The 24,063-nt window shown below is 68.9% G+C and carries 16 protein-coding genes and 3 pseudogenes; 10 read left to right on the top strand and 9 right to left on the bottom strand.

Annotated features, from left to right (window positions below; genetic code table 11):
- Positions 1-52: 52 nt before the first annotated feature.
- Together ACFXGN_RS28315 and ACFXGN_RS28310 are read right to left on the bottom strand one after the other, a co-directional pair.
- Positions 53-889 (bottom strand): pentalenene synthase, encoded by an 837-nt coding sequence (locus ACFXGN_RS28315; protein ID WP_384864570.1) that lies wholly within the window; start codon positions 887-889, stop codon positions 53-55.
- A gap of 382 nt (positions 890-1,271) precedes the next feature.
- Positions 1,272-1,508, bottom strand: a complete 237-nt coding sequence (locus ACFXGN_RS28310) for a hypothetical protein (RefSeq protein WP_384864568.1) — start codon at positions 1,506-1,508, stop codon at positions 1,272-1,274.
- Positions 1,509-1,907: 399 nt separating this feature from the next.
- On the opposite strand from ACFXGN_RS28310, the gene ACFXGN_RS28305 reads away from it, so the two are divergent.
- The 4 genes and pseudogenes from ACFXGN_RS28305 (at position 1,908) to ACFXGN_RS28290 (ending at position 5,152) form a co-directional block, all read left to right on the top strand.
- Positions 1,908-2,399: a hypothetical protein gene (locus ACFXGN_RS28305; protein ID WP_384864566.1), complete on the top strand. Its 492-nt coding sequence runs from the start codon at positions 1,908-1,910 to the stop codon at positions 2,397-2,399.
- A 606-nt stretch (positions 2,400-3,005) separates the two neighbouring features.
- On the top strand, positions 3,006-3,455 hold the full coding sequence (locus tag ACFXGN_RS28300; protein ID WP_384864564.1) for a Tn3 family transposase: 450 nt from the start codon (positions 3,006-3,008) through the stop codon (positions 3,453-3,455).
- A gap of 43 nt (positions 3,456-3,498) precedes the next feature.
- Positions 3,499-3,981 carry a hypothetical protein gene (locus tag ACFXGN_RS28295; RefSeq protein ID WP_384864562.1) on the top strand — a complete coding sequence of 161 codons (483 nt, stop codon included), beginning with the start codon at positions 3,499-3,501 and terminating at the stop codon, positions 3,979-3,981.
- Between the two features lie 124 nt (positions 3,982-4,105).
- A pseudogene (locus ACFXGN_RS28290) lies at positions 4,106-5,152 on the top strand (IS630 family transposase).
- Between the two features lie 18 nt (positions 5,153-5,170).
- Here ACFXGN_RS28290 and ACFXGN_RS28285 read toward each other — a convergent pair.
- On the bottom strand, positions 5,171-5,428 hold the full coding sequence (locus tag ACFXGN_RS28285; RefSeq protein ID WP_384864560.1) for a DUF6221 family protein: 258 nt from the start codon (positions 5,426-5,428) through the stop codon (positions 5,171-5,173).
- A 168-nt stretch (positions 5,429-5,596) separates the two neighbouring features.
- On the opposite strand from ACFXGN_RS28285, the gene ACFXGN_RS28280 reads away from it, so the two are divergent.
- The 4 genes and pseudogenes from ACFXGN_RS28280 to ACFXGN_RS28265 form a co-directional block, all read left to right on the top strand.
- Positions 5,597-6,082, top strand: coding sequence for a hypothetical protein (locus ACFXGN_RS28280; RefSeq protein WP_384864559.1), 486 nt, complete (start codon positions 5,597-5,599; stop codon positions 6,080-6,082).
- Between the two features lie 394 nt (positions 6,083-6,476).
- The gene (locus ACFXGN_RS28275) at positions 6,477-8,012 is read left to right on the top strand and encodes an MFS transporter (RefSeq protein ID WP_384864557.1); all 1,536 of its coding nucleotides are present in this window, start codon (positions 6,477-6,479) and stop codon (positions 8,010-8,012) included.
- Between the two features lie 27 nt (positions 8,013-8,039).
- Complete coding sequence (locus tag ACFXGN_RS28270) at positions 8,040-8,351, top strand: transposase (RefSeq protein WP_384864677.1); 312 nt, start codon at positions 8,040-8,042, stop codon at positions 8,349-8,351.
- Positions 8,234-8,581, top strand: a pseudogene (locus tag ACFXGN_RS28265) (transposase); the annotation flags it as partial. The gene ACFXGN_RS28270 and the pseudogene ACFXGN_RS28265, both read left to right, overlap by 118 nt.
- A gap of 341 nt (positions 8,582-8,922) precedes the next feature.
- Here the strand turns inward: ACFXGN_RS28265 and ACFXGN_RS28260 are convergent.
- Both ACFXGN_RS28260 and ACFXGN_RS28255 read right to left on the bottom strand, forming a co-directional pair.
- Positions 8,923-9,318 carry a contact-dependent growth inhibition system immunity protein gene (locus ACFXGN_RS28260; RefSeq protein WP_384864555.1) on the bottom strand — a complete coding sequence of 132 codons (396 nt, stop codon included), beginning with the start codon at positions 9,316-9,318 and terminating at the stop codon, positions 8,923-8,925.
- A 259-nt stretch (positions 9,319-9,577) separates the two neighbouring features.
- On the bottom strand, positions 9,578-10,882 hold the full coding sequence (locus ACFXGN_RS28255) for a PQQ-binding-like beta-propeller repeat protein (protein WP_384864553.1): 1,305 nt from the start codon (positions 10,880-10,882) through the stop codon (positions 9,578-9,580).
- A gap of 354 nt (positions 10,883-11,236) precedes the next feature.
- Between ACFXGN_RS28255 and ACFXGN_RS28250 the strand changes: the two genes are divergently transcribed.
- The gene (locus tag ACFXGN_RS28250; RefSeq protein WP_384864679.1) at positions 11,237-11,806 is read left to right on the top strand and encodes a hypothetical protein; all 570 of its coding nucleotides are present in this window, start codon (positions 11,237-11,239) and stop codon (positions 11,804-11,806) included.
- 50 nt (positions 11,807-11,856) lie between these two features.
- On the opposite strand, the pseudogene ACFXGN_RS28245 reads toward ACFXGN_RS28250, so the two are convergent.
- Both ACFXGN_RS28245 and ACFXGN_RS28240 read right to left on the bottom strand, forming a co-directional pair.
- Positions 11,857-12,387 (bottom strand): annotated as a pseudogene (locus ACFXGN_RS28245) (transposase family protein); the annotation flags it as partial.
- Positions 12,388-12,935: 548 nt separating this feature from the next.
- The gene (locus ACFXGN_RS28240) at positions 12,936-13,505 is read right to left on the bottom strand and encodes a hypothetical protein (protein ID WP_384864552.1); all 570 of its coding nucleotides are present in this window, start codon (positions 13,503-13,505) and stop codon (positions 12,936-12,938) included.
- A 440-nt stretch (positions 13,506-13,945) separates the two neighbouring features.
- On the opposite strand from ACFXGN_RS28240, the gene ACFXGN_RS28235 reads away from it, so the two are divergent.
- Positions 13,946-14,920: a helix-turn-helix domain-containing protein gene (locus ACFXGN_RS28235; protein WP_384864550.1), complete on the top strand. Its 975-nt coding sequence runs from the start codon at positions 13,946-13,948 to the stop codon at positions 14,918-14,920.
- 599 nt (positions 14,921-15,519) lie between these two features.
- On the opposite strand, the gene ACFXGN_RS28230 is transcribed toward ACFXGN_RS28235, so the two are convergent.
- Together ACFXGN_RS28230 and ACFXGN_RS28225 are read right to left on the bottom strand one after the other, a co-directional pair.
- Positions 15,520-16,104: a hypothetical protein gene (locus ACFXGN_RS28230; protein ID WP_384864549.1), complete on the bottom strand. Its 585-nt coding sequence runs from the start codon at positions 16,102-16,104 to the stop codon at positions 15,520-15,522.
- A 203-nt stretch (positions 16,105-16,307) separates the two neighbouring features.
- Positions 16,308-22,469, bottom strand: coding sequence for a DNRLRE domain-containing protein (locus tag ACFXGN_RS28225; protein WP_384864547.1), 6,162 nt, complete (start codon positions 22,467-22,469; stop codon positions 16,308-16,310).
- Positions 22,470-24,063 lie beyond the last annotated feature (1,594 nt).

The raw sequence follows: 24,063 nt of genomic DNA, 5'->3' as shown, positions 1-24,063 counted from the left end.
CGGTGCCCGGGACGGCGGAGACCTCTCGGCGCACTGCCGTCATGGGCGAGGGCTAGCGCAGGTGCTCGACGTAGGACAGGCGCTCGGCGGCCGATCCGCCGTGTGGGGAGTAGCGCTTGACGTGGCGGGAGTAGAAGTAGTTCGCGGCGGCGTAGTCGCGCATGCCGGTGAGGTAGCGCTCGACCGCCTCCCGGTCCGCCGGCGTGAGACGTGCTCCGAAGTCCGTGGTGAGGACGGTGCCGCTGATCCGGAGGAACGCGGAGGTCTTGGCCCGTACCAGATCCTGTACGCACCGTACGGCCTCGCCCCGCTCCAGGTTCCGTTCATGCTCAAGGACCAGGACGATGTTGCTGACCTCCCCGAACGACTCGTCCTTCTCCAGGGAGAAAACGTCGTTGATGTGCGCGAGGACGTCGATCCACAGGTCGTGGAGTTCCCGCCACACCGGATGGCCGGTGACCGCTTCCGGAACCTGGAAGTGCCCGGTCCGCTCGATGAGCAGCGTGGGCCAGGCCGCCAGGGACGCCCGCCGCATCCGGAGGTAGTCCATGAGGGCCGGCGGACGCCCGGTGTCACGGTTGCCCGCCTCAGAGATCATCGACAGCAGGAACTCCGTCCACAGACGGGAACGGTGACCGGCCCAGGACGCCGGCATACCGGCGATCAGACGGCCCCACATGTCGTGCAGGGCCGTCTCCATCGGGCGTCCTGGGTCCGGGGCGACTTCGGGGTAGCCCTCGACGATCGCCACGAAGCGGCGGCACAGGGCGGTCACCTTGCCGGTCTCGCGCCCGGCCGGCCCGTCGAAGAGATCGTCCGGGAACACCGTCCACGACCACGCGTCCACGACGGCGTCGAGATCATCACGCGAGGCGTCAGGGTGGGCCATGGAACAGAAATCCGCGATGTCCGCGGTCAGATACTGACGGCGAGCCCCCTCGCCCGGTAAGAGACGGTGACCGGTGAGCCAGTCCAGGTTGTGCCTCCGGACCCGGTCGAGATCAGGGTTGTCCCGCTTAACGAACGGAACATGAAACTCCACATGCGGCATGGGTAACTCCATGAGGGACGGTGGGGGCGTCCAGCAGGTGCTCAGGCAGTCATCTCGACCTCGGGACGCGCACGGACAGGTGATTCATGAAGCGGATACCCCTGACCAGCCACTCGGCACTCCGGCTTCTTCGATCTCAAGTCACTAGGTGACTTGAGATCGAAGAATACGTCGGGAGCCGAAGTTGTGACAGATGATGGTGTGCCGGGTCACCAAAGCCTCATCGCTGAGGCTGCCCGGACACGGCCAGCCGCCCGATCACCTGCTCAGCGCGGGACACGTGCGGTGCGTTCGGGTGCGCGGCGCTGATGCCGAAGAGGCGGATCAGGTGCAGGGGGTCCTCGGTCTCAAAGGCTTCGTGGAGGATGCGGTCCTGCCGGGCGGTCTGCATCGACACCCCGGTGCCTTGGAAGCTCTTGTGCAGCGTGTCCGCCGTGATGGCGGCGGCCGGATCCACCGCCGTCCACCGGTTGACGAACAGATGCGGGTTGACCGTCGCGGGCCAGCGGCGGTGCCGCTCCCGGGTCCACTGCGATGCGGTGCGGTAGGTGAGCTCGCGGTCCCGCAGACGGCACTGCTGGGCAGGGCCGCGTGGGGATGGGGGAGTTCGAGGTGTCAGGGGCGGCGAGCAAGGACGTTGTCGATGCGAGGCGTCGGCGACCTGCGTTGCGGCGGCCGGCGCTATGCAGCCGAGCGCGGTCTGGATGTCATCCCGGCGTTCTCCATCTCCAGCGGCGCCCCCACGCAGGGCGAGTACAGGACACCTGCTGTCTCATTTTCGATCTTCAGGAGCGGGCCTGCCCGGGGGCTGACACCATGCCGATGATCAAAGCCGCTCCGAGGAATAGGTACACAAGTGCAGCTCGACAACATCCAGGGTGAATGCCAGGACGCCAAGGGTACCTGGCCGGTGACCTTCTCCCTTGAGACCAGCGAAGCCACCGCCGCCTACAGCCCGGCACGAGCGGCCACCGAGACGTACGTCAACGGCACGCGCAACGCGGTCAGCAACAGCCGTCCGGTGAACTTCGCCTTCGCCTCCTCGGCGGCCTTCACTGCCGCCGGTGAGCCGTCCGCCGCCAGGCAGCCCACCTCCCTGACGTGGACGACGAAGAGCCAGCGGACCATCAGCGAAACGGTCCAGCCCGGGGAGGTGTCCTGGGTCGAGGTCCAGGAACACCGGGCGACCGGGAGCGGGGCCTTCACCATCGTCGACGAATCCGGGAACAAGCTGGTCATCACCGGCACATTCGACAGCACGCACAGCGACGGCCGCCACCGCGTCATGCAGCGCACCGCACCCATGACCGAGGCGGAGATGAAGCGGGCCGCCGAAGCCCGCGGCTAGAACCGGTCCACCCCGCCACGGCGCCCTTCCCTGCCCGCCCGGCAGGAACCGCTGTCCATCTCCGGTGTTCCCGGCCGACGTCCCGGACTCGGGAACCTCAACTGCATGCAGCCCTGCTCCACGCGGCCCTGGAGGAGCGAGCGCGCCGATCGCTGTCCACCGCCCTTCACGGTCCGCAGGACACAAGGCGCACCGGGCCGGCCGGGACGAGGTCCTGGCCGGCGATGGTGTTCACCGCGATCGCGGAGGAGCTGCGGTGCGGGGACATGGCGGTGATCGGCTCGGAGGAGTACGCGGACTGGTCCGGGCAACTGCTGGCCTGGGAGACGGTGGAAGAGAAACTGTCATCGCACCTGGCGGAGGTCGGCCTCGCGCAGGAGGGCGACCTCCGCCAGGTGCGATGCCGCCGCGTTCCGCCGGTAACTGGAGGACCGGCTGCGGGATGCCGCCGCCGGGGCGGATGCCGGTTACCCGGACAACGAGGGCCTGGTCATCGACCCGGAGACCGGTATCCCTTCGCTGAAGCCGCACCGCGCGGACGGGCAGAGGCCCTCCGCGCGGCGGCTGGAGGAAGAGGTCAGGGCGAGGATGCCGGAGCGGTCCCTGATGGGGATCGCTGCCCGGACCGCGTACTGGGTGGAGTGGTGGCGCCGTTTCGGCCCGGCCTCCGGCAACGAGCCGAAACTCGCCGACCCGTTCGGCCGGTATGTGATCATCACGTTCGTGAAGGGCACGAACATGGGCTCCTACGAGGCCGCCCGGCACATCCCCGGCGTGAGCGGGCGCGAGCTGTCGTACACCGCGAAGCGGCACTTCTCCATCGCGTGGCTGAACGAGGCCAGCGCCGACCTGGTCAATGCCCACGCCCGCCTGGACATCTCCCAGGCGTGGGGCGACGGTACCGCGGTGGCCGCTGACGGCACCCACATGGACACCTACCTCGACAACCTCCTCGCCGAGACCTCGGTGCGGTACGGGAAGCCGGGGCGGCTACCGCACCCGGTGGTTCCAGTGGCGGCTCACTCTCCAGGACGCGCTGGAGGCCCTCCGGGGTAGCGCATGATGGGCGCTGGGAGCAAGCCGCTGCGGGGGAGTGCCTTTGAGCAAGACGGTGCCGGTGATCTCTGGTGACGTGATGTTCTGGGCCTACGACGTGGCACTCGGAGTTCTCTTCGTCGAAGCGGCGAGAGTCTGTGCGGAGATGTCGGCGGATCTGCGGCCTCCATGGCGGGGGGAGTTGGAGCGGGATCTGCGCACGGGTGTGGTGGGCGGCAGTGGTTTCGCCGTCCTCCTCGACGACTACGGCGCCGAACAGAAGCAGGAACTCGTGGCCTGTGCTCTGGAGGCGGCCCGCCGGATCGAGGCCCGCGGCGGGGTGGCACGAGACGAAGTCTCGACATGGCCTGAGCTGGAGGAGAACGCCACCAGTTTCCTGCGCGGTGCACAGCACGTCGACGCTGCTCCGCTCGTCGAGCTGGCAGAGGCGCTGGCTGATCTTGCGGCCGGCACTCTCCCTCCCGCCCCGACCGGGCGGTACTGGTACTTCGGGACTCCGAAGGGCCGAACCCTTCAAGGCGGATAGGTGCGGCTGCGACCGCGCAGGCCGTAGTCAGTCGTCGGTGGCAGCGACCAGCCCGGCCACTTGGTCGCGTCGGCAAGCCAGTCTTCTGAGTCGGGAATTCTGTTCAGATGTACAGGCTTGGCCTGTGGCGCGTACTGGGCGGCCGAAGGCCGAGTTGATCCTGTCGGATGTGGAACGGGCCGTGCTCGAGGGGTGGGTGCGGCGTCGTTCCACGCCGCAGGCGTGGGCTCTTCGCTGCCGCATCATCCTGACCTGCGCGGAAGGGGCTTCCAGCAAGGACGTGGCAGCCCGGCTCGGCTCGACCGCGCATGCGGTGGGCCGGTGGCGGGCGAGGTTCGTCGAGCACCGGATCGCCGGCCTTGGGGGACATGCCCCGCTCGGGCGGTCCCAGGTCGGGCACCGACGAACAGGTGGCCACGCTGGTCGCCAGGACCCTGGAGTCCGCACCGAAGAACGCGACGCACTGGTCGACACGGTCGATGGCGAAGCAGACGGGTCTGTCGCAGTCGACGGTGTCACGGGTCTGACGGGCGTTCGGTCTGCAGCCGCACCGCTCGGAGACCTTCAAGCTGTCCACGGATCCGTACTCCGTCGACAAGGTCCACGACGTCGTCGGCCTCTGTCTGGACCCGCCCGAGCGGGCCCCGGTCTTCTGCGTGAAGTCGCAGATCCAGGCCCTGCACCGCTCTCAGCCGGTGCTGCCGATGATGCCCGTAGCGCCGCAACGCGTCACGCACGACTACGTCCGTGCCGGCACCACCACCCCGTTCGCCGCACTCGAGGCCGCCACCGGCAAGGTCATAGGCTCCCTGCACCGCCGCCACCGCGCCGAGGAGTTCAAGAAGTTCCTTGTCACGCTCGACCAGGAAGTGCCGGACGGTCTCAAGATCCACCTGGTGCTCGACAACTACGCCACCCCCGGTTCCACCTGCACTTCACACCGACCGGGCCGTCCTGGCTCAACCTGGTGGAGCGATGGTTCGCCGAGCCGACGAACAAACAGATAAGGCGAGACGTCCACAAGACCGTCCAGGCCCTGGAGAACGACATCCGGACCTGGATCACAGCCTGGAATACCGAACCCAGGCCTTACGTCCGGACCAGGACCGCGGACGAGATCCTCGAACACCTCGCCTCATATCTGAACAGAATTCCTGACTCAGAAGGCTAGGTCATGTCTCCTCGAAGGCTACGGGCGCCATTCCTGCTGGTAGGAGGGGTGTTCAGCGTATGACTGGCCAAGGACTCGCAGCGCGTATGCCAGACCGGCTGAGCGGGAGTCCGAGGGGGCCATGGCGTTGTAGTTGTTCGCCAGTTGCTCGATCAGGTCGAGCATGGGGAGGTGGCTGTCGAGAAGGGCCTCTCCGCCCATGGTTTCGGCCACGTAGGCGTAGGCGTGGTTGTCGTCGTTGATGCGTGCGACAAGGAACTTCAGAAGATCGTCCATGTGGTCATCTTCGTGGGCATGGTGCTTCGGCTGTCAGCCGCCGGTCCAGATGCGGATGGCGGCCAGGCGGCGCTCTACGTCGCTGCCCTCCTCACCTGAGCCCGGCATAGGGGCGGCGGGCCGCATAACTGGAGACGGCCTCTCAGTCCAGCGTGGCAGCATGCGGAAATGGTCATCCAACACCCCGACCGCGACTACGCGATCACCGTGATGTACTCCGTTCCCGATGACGCCTGGTATCTGGAACTGGATCTCGTGGCCGGGCAGCGGACACTCGTGACCGCAATCGTCCCCGACGAGGATCCGGCACGGGAACCCACGGTGTGCTTCAACCCGCACGCAGGGCACGTGGACGTCCCGTACCAGGTCATGCGCTGGTTCATGCACCAGGTCGATGAAGAGATCCGTACTTCCCGTGCCTGGATGCGGCTGAGACCGGAGCTCGTCGAGATCATCTACCAACTCCGTCAGGAGCACATGGGCGTCATCAACGATGCCGAATTTCCCCAGGTTCTGGCGGACGTGCGCACCATGGTCTCCGAAGAAGACCTCCCCGACGTTCTTGAGGCCGCCTTCGGGCGGAATCCTGACGGCACCACCATGGATCACCCGCAAGCGCCCCAGCCCGTAGACAGTCAACGGGACAGGACCTGACGAGCTCGTGCACGGTAAGGGGTGAGACGTCGAGGTGGCCCTCGCGGTCTGGCTGCGAACTTGATCGTCCGGACGGCTCCCAGCCGAAGGCCTTGTCGTAGGGCCAGGCGGCGGCGCTGAAGGGAGGTGCGGGGGCGACGCGCCCGAGGGGACCGGCAGCCGCGGCGGCTGTGTGTGCCGCTCCCGGGCCGGGTGCGGAGGCGGCCCGCTGTCGTCGTGCCGGGTCCGAGCCGAGTCGCGCGAGGTGGTGAACTTCTTCGTCCTCTCGGGGGACTCCGTGTCCCGGCATCGCTTCCGAGTCTCTTGGTCAGGGGTATCCCCTCTAGAACACCTTCAAAATGATACATTGGTGTCTCATTTCGAACGTCAATGTCTCACCTGGTCTGGAGCCCCCATGTCCCGCCCCGCCGCGATCCCCGTCGCGGACCGAGTGCACGCACGCCGATGGATCGTCCTGGCGATCCTCTCCGGCAGCCTGCTGCTCATCGCCATGGACACCACGATCCTCAACGTCGCCTTCCCCTCGCTGGTCGCCGATCTCCAGCCGGGCGCCGTGGAACAGCTGTGGATCATCGACGCGTACGCGCTGGCCCTGTCGGGTCTGCTCGTGACTGCCGGGGCGCTGGGTGACCGCTGGGGCCGCAAGAAGCTCCTCCTCTACGGGTTCGGTCTCTTCGCCCTGGCCTCGCTGGCCGCCGTGTTCGCCACCGAGGCGTGGCAGGTGATCGCCGCCCGCGCGCTGCTCGGCGTCGGCGGCGCGGCGATCATGCCGGCCACCCTGTCGATCCTGCGGCACGTCTTCGCCGACCCCCGCGAGCGCGCCTTCGCGTATGCCGTCTGGTCCGCGGTGATGGGCGGTGGCATGGCCCTGGGCCCGGTCGTCGGCGGACTGCTCGTCCAGGAGCACGGCTGGACCTCGGCCTTCCTCCTCAACGTCCCGATCGCGCTGGCCGTGATCATCTTCGGTGCCTGGCTGCTGCCCGAGTCCTACGCGCCCCGCGCCGGGAGCTGGGACTGGACCGGCGTCGTGCAGTCCGTCGTCGGCATGGTCGCACTGGCCGCGGGCATCAAGCAGCTCGGCAAGAGCGGCCTGGGCTCCCCTCTGGCGTGGTGCCTGCTGCTGCTCGCCGCGATCGTCCTGACCCTCTTCGTCCGGCGCCAACTCCGGCTGACCGTGCCGCTGCTCCAGGTGAGGCTCTTCGCCCACCGCGCCTTCAGCGTCTCGGCCGTGGCACTCTTCCTCGGCATGGTCGCGCTCGGCGCGGTGCTGTTCCTGCTCACTCAGTGGTTCCAGTACGCCCAGGGGTACTCCCCGCTCCAGGCAGGGCTGCACGTGCTGCCCGCCCCGCTGGCTCTGGTCGCCACCTCCCTGCTGGCCCCGACCTTGATGCGGAAGATGCCGGTCCGGCACGTGATGGGGACAGGCCTGGTCCTGATGGCGGCGGGGCTCGCCCTGCCCTTCCTGGCCCAGGACAGCAACGACCAGCTCGGCTACCCGGTGATGGCCGCCGCCCTGGCCCTGCTCGGCTTCGGCTCCGGTCTGGCGATGACGGTGGCCTCCGTCACCCTGATGGCGGCCACACCCTCCGAACACGTCAGCGGCGCCGCCGCCATCGAGGAGACCTGCTACGAGCTGGGCGCCGCGATGGGCGTGGCCTCCCTCGGCTCGCTGGCCGGCGCCCTCTACCGGAACAACCTGCCGGACTCCGTCACGGGCCCCGCCCGTGATTCGGTCGGCGAGGGCGCGTACGCCGCCCAAGAGCTCGGCGGCGCCCCCGGCGCCTCCCTCCTGAGCCAGGTGGCACAGGCATTCACCCAGGGCATGACCCCGGCATTCGCCGCCGGTGCCGCACTCACGCTACTCGCAGCAGCGGCTGTCTGGGCCTGGATCCCCCGCGATCTGCGGCCGACGGAGAACGCCGAACACTGATCCGCGTTCGACAGCTCAGCCCGCGCGCTGTCTCCACAGGCAGCACGTCGGAGACGAGGCGCAGGCTGGCGGGACACGGGGCACGCCGCGAGGGCGGGTCCGAAGGGTGGTCGACGGGAGAGGCACCCGCCGCGACGGATCGTGCAGGCGATCTTCTACGTGGTGGGGACCGGGCGTGCCTGGCGGCAGCTGCCGAAGGACTTCGCTCCGTGGCCGACGGTGTGGCTGGTACTTCACCTGGTGGCACGACGACGGCACTGTCGAGCGCATCCACAACACCCTGCGCGGCAGGGTCCGCGAAGCGGACGGCCGCTGTGTGGAGCCGAGCGCTTGGGCTGATCGACTCGCAGTCCGTCCGCACCGCCGATACCGTCCCTGCCGCCATCAGAGGATTCGACGCGGGCAAGAAGGTGAAGGGCCGCGAGAGGTTCATCGTGACCGACACCCTTGGCCTGCTCCTGGCCGTTCACATCGTCGCGGCGAGCATCCAGGACCGCGACGATGTGAAGCGGCCTCTGCCGTGGACCGGGCTCGACCACCCTGGGGTCCGGAAGGTCTGGGCCGACCAGGGCTTTCGCCGGGCGCCTGGTCGACTGGGTCGCACAGGTCCTTGGCCGCGGCCTGGAGATCGTCCCAAAGGATCCCGACCGGCGCGGCTTCCAGGTCCAGCCCAAGCGATGGGCGGTAGTGCGCACGTTCTCGTGGCTCGCCGCCCACCGACGCCTCGCCTGGGACCACGGGACCAGCCCGGCCCACTCCGAGACGATGATTCGATGGGCGATGATCGGCATCATGGTCCGCTGGCTCACCCGGGGCTGTGCTGCGACGCGCCCCGACCCGCGACCGCTCGTACGACAATCCTCGTAGGCGGTCCGTTGGCCGCTCGCCGACGGCAGCCGCTGTCGGCGAGCTACAGAGCCAGAAACTCCTCGACCTCGGGCTTCAGGGCGCGCGGCACCCCGGCCAACTCCGAGATGATCAGGCGGACCTCCCGCCCCAGTTCGGGAGACTCGTTCCAGACCTCCGCACTCCTGGTGAGTACGGCCGCCAGCAGATCCCCCTCGTACATGTCGCCTTCCGCCAGCGGGTTGACCCGGAGGACTTCCATCGCCAGAGGCAGGAGATAGGCAAGGCCCACGTCCTGCCTGATCAGCAACCGCATGTCCTCGACCGTCAGGCCGCCGATCGGCTTGCGTCGAAGCTCGCGCACGGTCGCCACCACTCGGGTTTCGCCGTCCGACGGGGCCGACCATCGGTCGCGCTCAAGCTCCTCAAGGGAACAGTCACGGTTCACGAATCGAGTCACCGACCGATCGTCCCATGTCAGATCTCAAACGCGGCCAATGTCCGTGCTCGCTTCACGACGCCCTGGCCTGATCACATGCCGCCGCTGTGCCCCCGGGCTCCTCCCAGGCCGGACAGTCGAGGTGCCCGATCGGGCACTGACCTGCGAATTGCTCAATCCGTCAGGAGAGATGCTCAACCGCCTGGCAGAACGCTATGCCACACGGTGTGACTGAGTGCTTCAGTTGGCGGGGTTCACCGACTGAAGCACTCAGAAGCCGTCACGTGGTGGCGGAGCAGATGAGGATTCGGCCGTCGCGGGTCCCGATGAGGAGCCGGCCCGACGGGGTGACGGTGAGCGCCGTGGGGATGACGGACACGTCTCCGAGGGTGAGGTGGTATCGCCAGAGCACGGTGCCGTCGTCGAGGCTGAGAGCGACGATCTCGCCGCCGTCGTAGGCGGTGAAGACCGTGCTTGCGTCGGCGGTCAGCGCGGTTGCGGAGCGGTCGGTGCGGAATACCCATCGAGGTGACCCGTCCGAGGCTTCACGTCGGACGACGAACGAGTCACCGGGCTGGCGCCGCTGCCGGAAGACCCTGCCCGCGTGGACCAGGCTCCCGTCGGCGGCCTCCACGCCGGGCCCACCGAGGTGTTCTTCCCCGGGAACCCAGGAATAGGGGAACAGCCGTCGTACGTCCTTCTGCGCCGGCTCGACCGGTCGGCCGGACCCTCGTCCGGCTTTCAGTTCGGCCGTGGCTACCCAGGGGACTCCGGGGTGCGAACGCCGAGTGCCCTCCTGCTTCACGTAGGACAGGAACCAGGTGCGGCTGGCGTTCCGGACGCGAAGGGGAGCCCTGCCGTCGACGGGTACACCCTGGATCCAGTATCCGGCGGGGGCGAGGGCCGGTTCCCCGTCCGCCGCGCTCGACAGCGATACGTAGCCGGACGGCGCGACCTGATCCACTTGCGCACCGTCCGCCAGGGACAGCCGGACCACGGACTGCGGGCGCCGGTCGTGTCTTTCGGGTCGTACGAGGGAGACCCAGGCCGACCTCTCGTCCCGGGCCACGGCAATCTCGCGGCCCCCTTCTTCGTCCGGGACGGCCCACGCCCGTTCCCCCGACGGAAGCCAGCACTCCAACCGCATTCCGCCGAGCGTGGCGAGGATCCGGCCGTCCGAGAGTTCCTCCACTGCCTGAACAGTGAGACGGGGCTCCCAGTCCGGCCCGAGCTCGGTCACCAGTCGATACGCGGCCGCCCTGCCATCGGGACGGGGCGCCGGCACCCGGGGGCCGGCCAGCTCGTCGGGCGTGATGGACCTGGACGGCACCAAGCTCCAGTCGGACCGGCGTACCACGGCGGGGTGGAACGCCATCGCCTGGACCACGTCGCGAGAGCGGATCAGTGCGCGGCAGGACAGGGTGGCGGTGTCGTAGACGCCGACCGCCGGGTGATCGGAGAAGCCGTGCGTACCCGCCACAGCGAGCAGCCCCCGCCGTCCGTCAGCCACGGCAAGGGTGGGGTGGCCGATCTCGGCGAAGGAGCGGTCGCCGAGAATCCGGCCGACGGAGAACGAGTAGGACATGGGAACGTTCTTCGCAACACCTTGTGAAGGACGAAAATGAAATCCTGGCCTACGAGCCGCCACCGACCTCAGCCCTGAAGCCCAGCCGTGGGCGGCGGCGCCATACACGCCCAGGTGTGACGCTCAAGGTGCCCACTCAAGCACTCACTCGCCAACTGAAGCGCTCAGTCACAACACGGGCCTGACGCTTGGTACGAGAATCCTGGCTACGGATCGACCTCCAAGTGCTCCACATCGGTGAATCGCACTTCGTCTGGTGAGCCGACGCGGCGGCCGCCGTCTTGGTTCTGGTGCGGTGACGGATGCCAGCAGAGCGTGGAGACGCGGATGGCAGAGCTCTGCCACGATGGGGTGATGAGCCAGCCCGACCTGCGGATCAGCCTGGACGACGCCACGCGGCGCGGACTCCTGGCGCTCGCCGAGATCTACCACACAACCCCGGAACGCATGGTGAAGAGCTGGGCAGAAAGCGAGGTGACCTGTCGGCTCGGCCAGATGCTTGCCGAGATGCCCGCAGAACTGGTCGTCCCCAAGGTGGGCAGGTTCATCGAGGTGCCAGCTCCAGAACAGTACCGTTGCTGGACGATCAGCGACCATCGGCCGACCGGGACTGACGAATCGCTGACCGTCAGTTTGATGGTGGCCTCGGGTGAGTTGCCGCCCGACTTCTCCTTTGTCGCCCGAACCCTGCGGCGCTGGGCCGAGCTCGGCAAGCTTGCGTGCGACATCGCCCTGGACAGGCTTGCTTTGCCCGCCGACACGGGTCTGGGCGGCCCGGAGGTGACCTTCGGTAGCGGTCGGCGCTGGACACTCCGCTTCGCCGACTGCGACGCCTCCGGTCTGACCGAACTCAGCGTGCTGGTGGAGTTCAACGGCTCGAAGGTCACCGGCATCCACGACCCTGCGGACGCCACGGAGCACTGACCGAAGCCCGGCTCTGTCCGGTGCAGGGGTGTGCCTCGTGGTCCGCGTGGTGGCCGCCCTGGTGAACGGTGCGGGACGACGAGCCCTGTGTCGATGTGGGCGCCGTCGCCCAGCACGGTCACACCCTCGCAGTGCTGAGCCGGGCCGGAGTCCCGCCAGGCTCTGGCGTCGGCGGTGTTGCCCGGAACGGGTCGGGCCGCGGCGATCACTAGTTTCGTGTCGGCGTCGATGACGACCTGCACGTTCGCCGGGAACCGGTGGTTACGCGAGGACGCGCCGACCTTCCGGTCGCGGACCGGGATCAGCGTGCCGTCCACGATCCACAAGTGCTCCACCGCGTCGGCCGGGCGAGCGGCCGGCCCGATCGCCAGCAGCGGTCGCAACCGCCTGATCACCCGGCACACCGTCGCGGGCGAGCAGCCGAACAGCGGCGCGAGCTGCCGCATCGTGAGGTTCGTGCGGTAGTGGACGGCCACCAGCAGCACCCGGTCCGCCAGTGGCAGACACCACGGCCGGCCACCACCGGGACCGTCCCCGCCCCGTTCACGTACGACCTTCAGCAGCCGCTCGAACTGCCGCATCCGCAGACCCGTGAACGTCTCCACCCACAACGATTCAGCCCTCAACACCCCACGCGTACAGGGGAAATACCCGAACCGGAGCCTTCTGCGACACGCTGTGGACCACTCAAGATCCTTATGAGGTCGGTGAAGCAGGAGACCGGGCGTCTCCGAGAGGCTGGGTACAGGCCCGGTGTGATCCGGTGCACCGGCATGACGCCTGTACCGGGTGTCGTGGTCACGGCGCTCTCCGCGACGCGAGGGGGCAGTGGCCGTCACTCGCCGGTGACGTCCGGGGCGCGGCAGAAGGCTGGCGTCCGCTGGGGAACGCCCCTGCCGAGCCGGTCACGGCCGTCGGTTCCCGACACCCGATCCGGCTGGCGCGGGGAGGTTCCGGTCGCCATGACGCACTCGTAGCCCGGCCCCCTCCCCACGTGGGGGGCCGGGCTTCCGAGCGTCCCACGGGGCCCGGGGTGAACGGGCCCCGTGGCGCTCTCCCGCAGGGCCTGGTGAGGGAAGCCGCGCGGCCTCCCTCACCCCCGCCTCCACGGCAGCCGGGGGAGACCGGCTCACCCCCAGGTGAGTCCGGTGGTCCTGTTGCTCATGGCGCCCATGTCGTTCATGGACCGCCGAGGACCGGTGGTGTCGCCACCGTTGGCCACCGTGTGCTCGTAGTGGTTGACGTCGCAGGTGTTGTAGCCCTGGAACGACGAGATCCGGTCGTTCCACCAGGGGTCCCGGTCCCTGACGTCGTTCACCAGGTAGTCGCGCTGCCCGTCCTCCAGGCAGGGCCGGGGGCCGGTGAACGTGATGGTCTCCCCGTCCTTGTCCGGGTAGCGGTACTCGATGGACAGGACGTAGGCCACCGCGAGCCCCGGTCCGGCACTCTGCGGACCCTCCAGCTTCGCCGTGAGCGTCCTGTCCGTTAACGCGGCGCGGGCGGTGAGCGGCGCGTCGGTGACCTGGCCGTGGGTCGCGTGGCCGATCGCCTCACGGACGGTGCCGAAGCACGTCGTGCCGCTGGCGGAGAGGTCCACCACGCAGTGGCCGCGCGGCTCCCCCGCGGTGTCCGCCCACGCCGGAGCTGTGACGGCCGTGGCCCCCAGGAGCAGCCCGGCGCCCAGGACTGACGTGATCAACGACGACTTCATGTTCCACCTCTGGTTGTGTGAGGGATGTGCGGGGATCGGTTGCTCGACGAGCGAGGGGGTGACGTACGTCCCCGCGGGTCGCACGTCTGCCGCAGCCTCCGGACGTCGGTCGCCGTGGGCGGGGGCTCCACGCGTGTCCGGTGAAGGGGTGACTGGTCGGGTGCGCCCGGCCCAGCCACAACCGCACCCGTCCGTGCGACCGTGGTCCTCAGCATCGCCGCGCGGACCGGCCTTGTCATTGGCCGTGAGTGGCACGATCCTTGCACCACAGTGGACTCGTTCCCTCGTGAAGCGAAGGGGAGGCCACCCGCACCGAGCGGTGTGAGGGGTGCGCCGCGCGTCACCCCCGTCGCCCCGGCAGGAAAGGACCAGGCATGTCTCATGGGTCGCCCGCCCCGGCAGAGTCCGCCCGGCCCCCTTGTCTCCCTGTGGCGAAGTACGCCAACGGCCACCTCCCCGCACGGGACCGTTTCGCCCACTGGCGTGAGCTCCTGAGCGGCACGCACGCCCCCATGACGCTCTCCAGCGAGCGCGCCGACGACTTCCTGGCACGTCAGCACGTCGTCGCGCTGGGCGAGGTGACGGTGTGGCCCGCGGTCTTCCCGCCGGTGACGTTCCGTCGCACGAGGGAGCTCATCCGGCGGTCCGACCCGGAGAGCTACCACCTGACCCTGATGCTGCGCGGCAGCGGAATCGCCGACTGGCGGCACAGGACGCTGAGGACCAGCCCCGGCACCTTCCACACCAGCGACTCCTCACGTCCCGTCGAGATCCGTTCCTGGGCCGAGCGGGGCCGGATCATGATGATCGGCGTCGAGGTGCCCAAGGCCGTACTGCCCCTGCCCCGGCGGCTCGCGGACCGCGCCGTGGGGCTGCCCGTCCCGGACGACCAGGGCGTCGGCGCCCTGCTGTCGCACACGCTCCGCAGGCTCGTACGGGACCTGCCGGAGTACCGGCTCGCGGACGGGCCCCGGCTGGGCGAGGTCGTGGCCGGTCTCACCGCGACTGTCCTGGGACAGGTCACGGACGGCGAGAGCGCGCTGCCGCCGCACGTCCACCGGGAGACGACCGCCCTGCGGGTCAGGGCCTTCGTCGAGCAGCACCTGGGCGACCCCGACCTGTCCCCGGCCCTGATCGCCGCCGCGCACCACATCTCCACCAGCTACCTCCACCGGGTCTTCAGGGCCGAGGACGTCACCGTCGGAACGCTGATCCGCCAGCGGCGGCTGCGGCGCGCCCGGGCCGAACTCGCCGACCCGCGCTGGGACGGCGTGCCCATCCAGACCATCGCCGCGCGCTGGTGCTTCACCGGAGCCCAGTTCAGCCGGTCCTTCCGGACGGCGTACGACATGACGCCCGGCGAGTACCGCGGCCTCAGGGGAGGCGACGGCCCCGGCGTCTGAGCGACGGCTCAGCCGCCGCGCACCGGCGGGGTGCGGTGACCGACGCGGAGGGCGGCCACGCACCGCCTCGCCTCGACGGCGAGGACACCGCCCCCGCCCGCTCAGAAACAGGTCCGCCCATGGGACGACGTGCGGGGGACGCGATCGCCGGTGCGGCTACGGAAAGCGTCTGGCCTCTGTGGCCACAGAGAATCTGACGAAGTCTCATCATCCCTGCTCAAGCGGCACTTTCACGTGCTCGGACGACATGCGGACACCCCCACACGCTCAATGGTGGGCATACGGGGAGGGGCCTGTTCGTCCGGCTCTGGAAGCCTCCGCCGGAAGGCCGTGCGACCGGTGTACGTCCGGACACACCGGGACACGTGCCGTCCCCCGCGTACGGCCGGAACGGCACCCGGCCCCGGCCCTGTTCGGCTCGTTCCCGTCTCCTCCCGGCCGTCTCCGGCCCTCCGGTTCCGAGGAGCTGATCGGGGTTCGGATCACATGGCCGAGGCGAGGTGCTTCAGCCGCGTGATCGATGCCGACACGCGATCACCGTCCTCGAATTCGAGGACGGTCGCGGTGGATCGATTCCCGGGTGAAGAGGGGTGTGCGGGTCATTTCCCGACGGAGCGCAGCACGGCAGACGCCGCGAGCTCCGAAGCCGCCCATGACGCGCCTCCGTTGAGCCTCTTCCAGCTGTTCTCCGGACGGGCCTCGATCGACGCCTCGAAATGATCCGACCTCCTGGAAACCACCAGCTCCAGCAGGACGTTCCCACCGTTCAGTCCGGCACACGTGACAGAAGCCCTTCCATCTTCCGCGTGCTTCGTTTCGAGGGAGACACCTTCGAGCTGACCGAGGTCCCGGAGGGAGGACTCGACGATCTGGCGTTCCCGCAGGCCGTGCACGAGCGGCACGGTGAGCGTGCGTGCGGAGCGAACCGAGAGCGAGGCGTCGGCCGACGAGAGTCCGAAGCGTGCCAGATTCCTCATCAGGTGGACCATGTTGACCGACGCGATGATCGCCGAGAACAGGACGAAAGAGCAAACACCCGCACCCAGTCCCTGGATCAGGATTCCGCCCAGCCCCGCCTCGGCCTCCGTGGCGAGAACTCCGATCACAGAGCCCGCGACGATGACTCCCACCAGAGCCGCGGCGGTGGATACGCGGGTGAGGGCGGCACGCCAGAAGTGATTCATTCGACCAGCTCATTCCGTTCAGGACGGCGGGAAGCGAGGGCTTCCCGCCGTCCAGGTGTGCACGGGCGTGCGAGCGGCGGCGGTCACGCCGATCCGCGAGCGCATTCGATCATGAGGGCCCTGGGCTCACCCGGCGGGCGCCCGGTGAATCCAGGGGTGGGGCTTCAGCCACCCCAACCCAGGGGTGGGGCTTCAGTCACCCATCAGAGCGCCTTGACGAATTTATCCCATGCCTTGATCGAACCCCGGTCTCCCCATCCTCGGAATACCTTCCCGCCGATCTTCTTGATCAGCTTGCCGACCGCTCCGCCGAACCCGCCGATCGCCGCTCCCAGGAGCACTGCCCTGACGGCACCCTTCGTGGTGTACCCGTGGCCCCCGTGGTGGGTGTACCAGTAGCGCGCGAAGCCGGTTATTCCGCCGCCGACCGCCCCGCAGACGATCGGGCCGGCGAAGGGGGCGCAGACGGCTGCGACGACGCCTCCGATACCGGTGGTGAAGACGCTGCACCAGAAACCGCACGAGCGCGGCTTCTTCTGCTTCTTCCGTCCGTCGAGGTCGTAGCAGTTGACGGGGTCTCCGCCGCAGTACTCGTAGGCGTTCGCGTTGCCGCCGTAGATCGGGTCCACGGAGAGGAAGCGGCCTGTGGCCGGATCGTAGAGGCGCACTCCCATCAACGTGACGCCGCTCGGCGTCTCGCCGGAGCGCTGCTTGCCGCCGAGCCAGCCGTAGCGGGCCGGGTCGGTCCCCGGGAGCAGGTTGCCGAACTCGTCGTAGCTGTTGACGACCGGGGTGGTGCCACTGACCAGCGGAATCTGGGTGGTGACGTCACCGTGGATGGTGGTGAGCTGAAGCACCGCGTCACCCGTGGCGCTCGTGGTGGCGATCAGGTCGCCCGCGAGGTCCCTGAGGTTGCGGCTGACGGCGCCTCCGCCCTCCTCGATCCAGTCGGGGCCGTCGCCCTCCGCCCCGTAGTGGTTCTTCTTGGTACCGGTGGTGCTCCAGGTGGTGTCCTCCGCCTGCTCCTCCACCGTGGAGGAGGAGAGGCGGCCGATGGCGTCAAGCTGCCACGTGGTGCGCGTGCCGCCGGAGGTGATCTGCCGGACCAGGTCGTTGGCGTGGTAGCTGTACTTCGCGCCACCCGCCTGCTCGGTGGTCCGGCCGAAGGCGTCGTACACGGTGCCGCCGGTGACGAGCCGGTCGGCGCTGTCGTAGGCCGAGGAGACGGTCCTGGTCTCGGGTGCGCCGCCGTCGACGTCGTCGATCGTGGTCGTCAGGGACGTGCGGTTGCTGTTGTCGTCGAAGGCGTAGGCGCGATGGGTGGTCACGCCCGCCTGCGAGTCGTTCGTGCGGGTCAGACGGCCGGCCGCGTCGTAGGTGTACTCCTGGTACGCGCCGCCGCCGGTGTAGGTGGTGCGGGTCACGACCTGGTCGTGGATGTTCTTGCTGAGGGACTCGCCCTGGACGGTCCAGCCGGACTCCCAGTGCCAGTACCGGGAGGTCTCGGCTCCGGTGGGGTCGAGGTTGAACTCGACGTCCATGTTCCACGGCAGCTTCTGCTTGTACAGGCGGCCGTCGGAGTCGTAGAAGCCGGTGACGTCGCCGATGGAACCCAGGACGGAGTCGTGTGCCCGCGTCGGCAGGCCGGCCGGGTTGTCGTAGGTGTACGACGTCTGGGAGGGAACCGAGTTCGAGCTCCGGGTGACCCTGTCGCGGCTGTCGTACTCGGTCTTGGTGACGTTGCCGCTGCCGTCGTCGTAGGAGATCTCACGGCCCAGCTTGTCGGTGGCGCGACGCACCGTCGCGGTGCCGTTGGCGTAGGTCGCGACGGAACCGTCGCCGGTGTCGTAGGTGATCGACGTGTCGGGGACGGCGGTGCCGGTTCCTCCGGTGATCTGGCTCTGCTTCAGCCGGCCGGCCGCGTCGTAGGTGGCGACGCTGGTACGCGACGTGCCGCCGACGACCTCGACGGTCCTGGCGACGTTGCCCCAGCGGTCGTACTCGTACGTCGTGGTCGGCAGCGCGTCCGGGTTGCCCGCGCCGCCCGTGATCTTGCCCGCCGGGCCGACGGAGCAGAGGAGATCCGCCCATTCCGGGCGTCCGGCACAGGCGCCGGTGCCCGTGGCGGACCAGTAGGCGGTGACCCTCGCTCCCGCGTCGGTGCCGCTGGACTTGGGCAGCGTGGTCTTGACGACACGTCCCTGCGCGTCGTACTCCGTGGCGCGGGTCAGCTTCAGCCCGTTGGGATCGGTGACCTCCTTGAGGCGCAGCCCCTTCGCCCAGTCGTAGGTCATCGAGGTGGTGCGGACGTCACCGTCGGCCGGGTAGCCGTCGACGAGGGCACCGACCGCCGTCGTGGTGGGCTGGTGGGCGGTCCGCGCGCTGCCGTCGGTGGGACGGCCCTCGTCGTAGCGGCTGACGGTGCTGGTGCGGGCCGCGATCTGCGTACCGGCGGCGAGGTCGGGGCTGTCGATGTCGCCCTTGAGCGCCTCGGTCAAGGTGACCAGGTGCAGCGGGCCGTACTCCCGGACCAGCCGCTGGCCGTCGGTCGTGTACTCGGAGACCGTGGCCAGCTTGCCGGCGCGCTCGGCGGGAGAGTCGGCGAGGATGCCCAGTTCGTTCTGGGTGTTCACCTGGTAGTCGGCACTGCCCAGAGCGAGCTCACGGTTGGTCGCGTTCAGCTCGAGGACGATGTTGCCGAACCGGTCGTACTGGGTGGTGGTGAGGTGCCTTCCCGGGAGGCCGGTGTTGACGGCGAGGCCGGAGGCGTTGGTGTAGGTGATCACGGCCTTGCCGTAGTCGCCCGCGGTCAGGTCGCCACCGGTGTGGGAGGAGGGAACCTGGTCGGCGGGGAAGACCGCCGTCGCGTCGGTGGGTGCCTCCGTCTGCCCCCAGGTCTTGGTGTCGGAGACGGCGACCTGGTTCGGGGCCTTGGCGCCGGAGAGCGGAACGTCGTAGACGAGGGACGTGGTGGCGTTGCCTCCGTCCACCAGGTCCTTGCTTCCGGCCTTCAGGGTCGGACGGGAAGCGGACAGGAGCATACCGTCGCCGGCGACGGCGGCTGAGCCGGCCTTGCCGTACGCGAAGGTCCACGGCAGCTCGCCCGACGGGGTCTGGGTGAGGACGCGGCCCGCGCTGTCGTAGGTGTAGGCGGTCTTCAGGGCCGGGCTGATCCGGGGGTCCCACTGCTCGCGCAGGCGGCCCGAGTCGTCGTAGGAGTACTGGGAGACCACGGTGGCCGTCGCCGTGGACGCGCCGGGGACCGTGTTCCACAGGCGAATGCGGTTCACCCGGCCGGAGAAGTCACCGAAGGCGGAGCCGGTGGCCGTGGTCGTGGTGGCGTACTGGTACTCCAGGATCCTGCAGCCCCTGGTGCTGGGGGCGTTGGCGCACGTGGACGCCGATACGGCGGTGCTGGGCGAGATCACGTACTTCGGGCGAGCCAGCGGCTTCCCGTCCACGGTGACCTTCTCGGAGTAGACCGTGGTGGTGGAGTCGGAGGTGGGCAGCGCACTGCTGGAAAGGGTCCAGGTGCCGAGGTCGGCGGCGACCTTGGTGAAGGTCGAGGTGGCTCCCTCGTTCTCCGTCAGCGTGAACGATCCGGTGAGGCTGCCGGTGAGGGTGAGGTCCTCGGCTCCGGGCTCCGGCTTCCAGCCGCCGCCCGTGGTCGCCGTGAAGCCGGTCTCCGAGCCGTCCACGGACACGACCGCGACCGAGGACGCCGACGTCTTCCGCAGGAACGCCCAGGTGTTGCCGGACGTCTCCACGACGGTGCCGGCGGTCCACTGCGGGCCGAAGATCGCCACCTGGCCTTCCTGACGGCCTCCCTCGTCGGGGGTGCGGGACGACGCGGAACGCGCGGCGGTCAGGGAGAACCCCGAGGCGTCGGTGGCGGTGAGGGTGAAGTCACCGGTGAGCGTGTTGACCGCGCCCGGTCCCACCGCTTCGCTCGGCGCGGCGCCCGCGTTGCGGTCCACCGTGATGGTGCTGGCGGGAGAGGCGTCGGTGGCGGTGCCGTCGGTGAACACGGCACGGACGTCGACCGGTCCGTCCTCACCGAGGGAGGACGTGATGTTCCAGATCAGTGCCTCGGGCGTACCCGTGGTGACCTTCGCGGGCCAGGCCGTCGGCGTGCTGCCGTCGGCCTTGCGGCGGACGTCGGAGACCGGAACGTCCTTCCACGTGTCCGTCTCGCCTCGGCGGTACTGGTAGCGCACTCCGGTGTCGGTGGTCTTGCCCAGACCGGCCAGTTCGGTGCGCCGCGCCGACCGGTCCCCCTCGCTCGGTGCGGTCAGCGCCGCCCCCGAGCCCGCGAAGAAGACGAAGGCCCTCTCGGCCGAGATGTTGCCGGCCGCGTCCTTGGTGCGGGCGCCCAGCGTGTGCTTGCCGGCGCGGAAGGACGGCTTGACCGTCACCACGGTGCCGGTGGTGGCGACCGACTGCCAGGCTCCGCCGTCCAGCCTCCACTGGACTTCCTTCACGTCCGACGACGGCGGGGCGAGGGAGAAGGAGCCGGTGAAGTCGCCCTTGTCGTTCGGGGTCCCCGACCACTGGTTGGCGGGGAAGTCGGTGGAGGACACCGACGTCATCGCCGGAGCCGTGGTGTCCACGGTCAGGGCGCGGAAGGCGGACCAGGCGCTGGTGGCCGAGCCGTCACCGGCCCGCACCCGCCACTTGTGGGCTCCGGTGGCCAGAGCGGTGGCGGGGCTCCAGTTGGCCTGTGCGCCGGACGCCGCGGAGGCACTGCCGGTGCGCAGGGCCGCACTGCCGTTGGCGGCCCACACCTCGTAGTCGAGCGTGACCTGGGACCCGTCGCCGTCCAGGGCCTTCGCCGACAGCACGGGGCTGCCCGTGGAGGTCGCGAACTGGTCGACCGGGGCGATCAGGGTCGGGACGTTGGGGATCGAGTTGTACGTGACCGACAGGTACGGGGGGTTGCTCGCGGCGTTGCCGGAGTTGAACCGCTTCCAGCCGTAGGGGTCGGTCTCGTCGACGGCCCGCACGCCCAGGGAGTTGCTGCCGCTCCCGTTCGCCGCCCATGCCTTGGCGAGCGCGGTGACGTCGGCGTTGACCCAGCCGTCGTTGCACGCGCTGGAGTAGCCCTTGGTCTGCGTGCTGGTGGCGTACTTGGTCACCCAGTTCGGCTGGGACGTCCAGCGGGAGGAAGTGCTCGGCGTACCGGTGGACCAGACTTCCCAGCCCTTGGGCGTACAGGACCACGAGTGGTACGCGAACAGGTTCAGCTTGGCGGCCGTGACCTGCTTTCCCGTGATGTTCTTCATCGGGAAGGACAGGAACGAACGCGCCACCTGGGAGGCGCCGTTGTTGCCGACCTTGAGGTCGGTCGAGGCGGACTGATCGGTGGTGTGGCCCTCTTGGACGAAGGTGTCGAAGCTCGCCCCCACGTTGATCGCCGGGTCGATGGTCACCGGGAAGCGAGTGGAGGGGTCCGCGAGGAACTTCGCGTCGGGGACGAGGGTCAGGGTGACGGTGTCGCCGTCCTGCGCGACCTTGATGCCCACGGGGGCGGTGTGGGTGCGTTCCCCGGACTTCTCGTGCACCCGCGCGTCCCACATCACCGGGGCGGGCAGCATTCCGACCGATCTGCCCGTGGCATCGGTGAAGGAGACCGAACCGTCCTTGTGCGCGTCGGCCTTCAGCCCCTTGGCCGTCAAGCTGTAGGTGATCGCTCCCTGCGCGTCGACGGCGGAACGATTCTTCAGCTCGAGGTACTGCTCGTACCCGCTACGGGTCGACTCGATCAGCAGGTCCGCGGAGGGCAGGGCGTCCTTGTAGCGGGCGACGTTGTTCTCGTGTCCCTCGATCACCGGGGCGGGCAGCGCACCGTACCAGCCCAGCTGGATCCGCTTGCCCGTGCGGCCCTCCAGCGTCACCAGGGGCGTGCCCGCCTCGGAGGTCTTCTCGCCGGTCTTCCTCAAGCCCTTCGGAGCGGCGCTCCTGCCGCCGAGGCGCAGGCCGTGCGGGTGGCCCTCCGCGGCGACGGATCCGTCCGCCATCGCGCGCAGCGAGACGTCGACGTCCTGCCATGCGCCGTCGTCGTCCTGGTAGCGCACCGGGCCGGCGTACGCGTCCTGCGTGACGGAGCCGTCGGGATTCACGTAGACCGACGAGGTCTCGGTCCGCTGGTCCAGCGCTTCGATCCGACGGTCCTGGATCTTCGCCTTCATCCGGGCCGCCGCGAGCGAGTCGGCCGTCGCGGAACCCAGGTCCTTCTTCGGCTCGGCGGCCCGCGGCGCCTTCTGGATCTGTACGGCGAACGCGGTCTGACCGGTGAAGACGACGACGGTCGCCTCGACGGCCATGACCAACGCCGCCGCGGCGGCCACTCGTCGCCAGCGCTTCATCGACGGAGGAGACGAGAAGGGTGCAGACGCTGCGGCAGGTCTCTGCCCAGCTCTACGGAACGTATGTGTCACGCGTGCTTCCTCGCAGTATGTGCGGACAGTTCTCCGCACCTGCACAGGATGATCACATTGCTTTCCCGCTCATGATCATCAACGCTGCCGGACAGTGAGGGCTCACCGGACGACCGCTTGCCCGATTCCCCCTTTTTGTTCGATCTTACCTTTGGTAATGCCCAGGCAAAGCCCGGAGCCATACGCACGCTTTCGGAGATACGGCCCGGAATGACATCTCCGAATCCTTTGCCTACTGTTTACCTTGGGTCTCCTCCCTCATCTCGTCCAGGCGACGGAAATTGACCGGAAAGACGTGCCCTCCACCGCGCAGCTCACGCGGAACAGCCGATCGAATCGGCGCCTTGGTCCGTGCCCGGTATCCACCGCCGATCGGCCCAGCCGTGGGCCGGCGGCCCGTGCCCCGACTCCCGTTCCAGCCTCGCGGTCCGCACTCCGCCGGCCTCGCCACCTGGGTGAACTCTTCACGCCCGGACGAACTCTTCGACAGGGCCCCTGTCAGGATCCCTCCGTCGACGGGACCCGCTCTCCCTCGGTCAATGCCCGTTCGAGTGCATCCCGAGCTTCTCCCGCGACCGTCGACCCCGCCTCTTCGCGACATGCCGCACGGGGGCGGATTCCACCCGGGGCGACGCCTTTCCGCGCCGCCAGCCGCACATCGAGGACGTATCGCTCTATTCCCTCACGGCCAGACGAAAGGGCAGTCAAGGCCGCCTCGTCGGCCATTTCATGAGCTGCTTTTCGGCCAAAAAACGAAATGTGTGAGCAGTACGTCCCTTTCGGGACGGTGATATCCCAGGCATCCCGAGCGCGTTCCGAGATGGCTAAAAGTCCGGCGGGAATCTCCATCCGCATTTCCTGGTGCCCTTCGCGGCCCTTGAGAAAGGCCGGTTCCCCACCCAGGTCTCGATCACAAAGTTCCACTTCGCATCGGGTCGAGGCGCAGACGGCTCAGACACGCGACCGCGGGGCGGGTCGCGCCGCACCCCTCTCTCGCGGTCGCGCCGGTAGCGTGGGCGGGGCCGAGCATCCTCACCCCCGTATCGAAGCAGGGGAGGAAACCCCGGTTCAGCGAGTTCTCCCCCGCACCTTCGACCGGCTGCGCCGGGATCTCCGGCGCAGTCGGCCGTTCGCCGTCGCGGCCCTTCGCTCACGAGACGGCCGACGTCAAGAAGTGGCCGCTGTCCCACCCTCGGTCCCGCCCGCGCTTCACGCCGACCAGCGCATCCTGGCTCGCCGACTGGAACGAGCACCCCAGACCGTTCATCTGGACGAAGACCGCCGACGAGATCCTCGACGAAGCCGCCGTCTGCTGCCGACGTTTCCCCAGGTCGAGCCACGAAGTACTGCTGGAGTACTAGTACTCCAGCAGGATTTCGCTGTCTGAGCTGTGGCTTTCACCGGGCGGCGGGAGTGTAGTGGGCTGGTAGGTGGTCGGGGGCGGTCTCATGGAGGCCGCCCCTCGAACGTGTGCAGCCGACGCTGGTAGTGATAGTGGCGTGCAACGGCCTGGCGTTGTCGG

Origin of the sequence: Streptomyces sp. NPDC059247 (assembly GCF_042754005.1) — a bacterium.
Lineage (GTDB): Bacteria > Actinomycetota > Actinomycetes > Streptomycetales > Streptomycetaceae > Streptomyces.
The sequence above is the reverse complement of the archived record's forward strand: the minus strand, read 5'-3'. Positions and strand labels throughout refer to the sequence as shown.

Bases quoted from the DNA above. Each gene is read 5' to 3' on its own strand.
- ACFXGN_RS28300 (WP_384864564.1), top strand. From the start codon at position 3,006: ATGGGGATCGCTGCCCGGACCGCGTACTGGGTGGAGTGGTGGCGCCGT.
- ACFXGN_RS28255 (WP_384864553.1), bottom strand. From the start codon at position 10,882: ATGTCCTACTCGTTCTCCGTCGGCCGGATTCTCGGCGACCGCTCCTTC.
- ACFXGN_RS28280 (WP_384864559.1), top strand. From the start codon at position 5,597: ATGGTCATCCAACACCCCGACCGCGACTACGCGATCACCGTGATGTAC.
- ACFXGN_RS28250 (WP_384864679.1), top strand. From the start codon at position 11,237: ATGAGCCAGCCCGACCTGCGGATCAGCCTGGACGACGCCACGCGGCGC.
- ACFXGN_RS28285 (WP_384864560.1), bottom strand. From the start codon at position 5,428: ATGGACGATCTTCTGAAGTTCCTTGTCGCACGCATCAACGACGACAAC.
- ACFXGN_RS28230 (WP_384864549.1), bottom strand. From the start codon at position 16,104: ATGAATCACTTCTGGCGTGCCGCCCTCACCCGCGTATCCACCGCCGCG.
- ACFXGN_RS28225 (WP_384864547.1), bottom strand. From the start codon at position 22,469: ATGAAGCGCTGGCGACGAGTGGCCGCCGCGGCGGCGTTGGTCATGGCC.
- ACFXGN_RS28275 (WP_384864557.1), top strand. From the start codon at position 6,477: ATGTCCCGCCCCGCCGCGATCCCCGTCGCGGACCGAGTGCACGCACGC.
- ACFXGN_RS28315 (WP_384864570.1), bottom strand. From the start codon at position 889: ATGGCCCACCCTGACGCCTCGCGTGATGATCTCGACGCCGTCGTGGAC.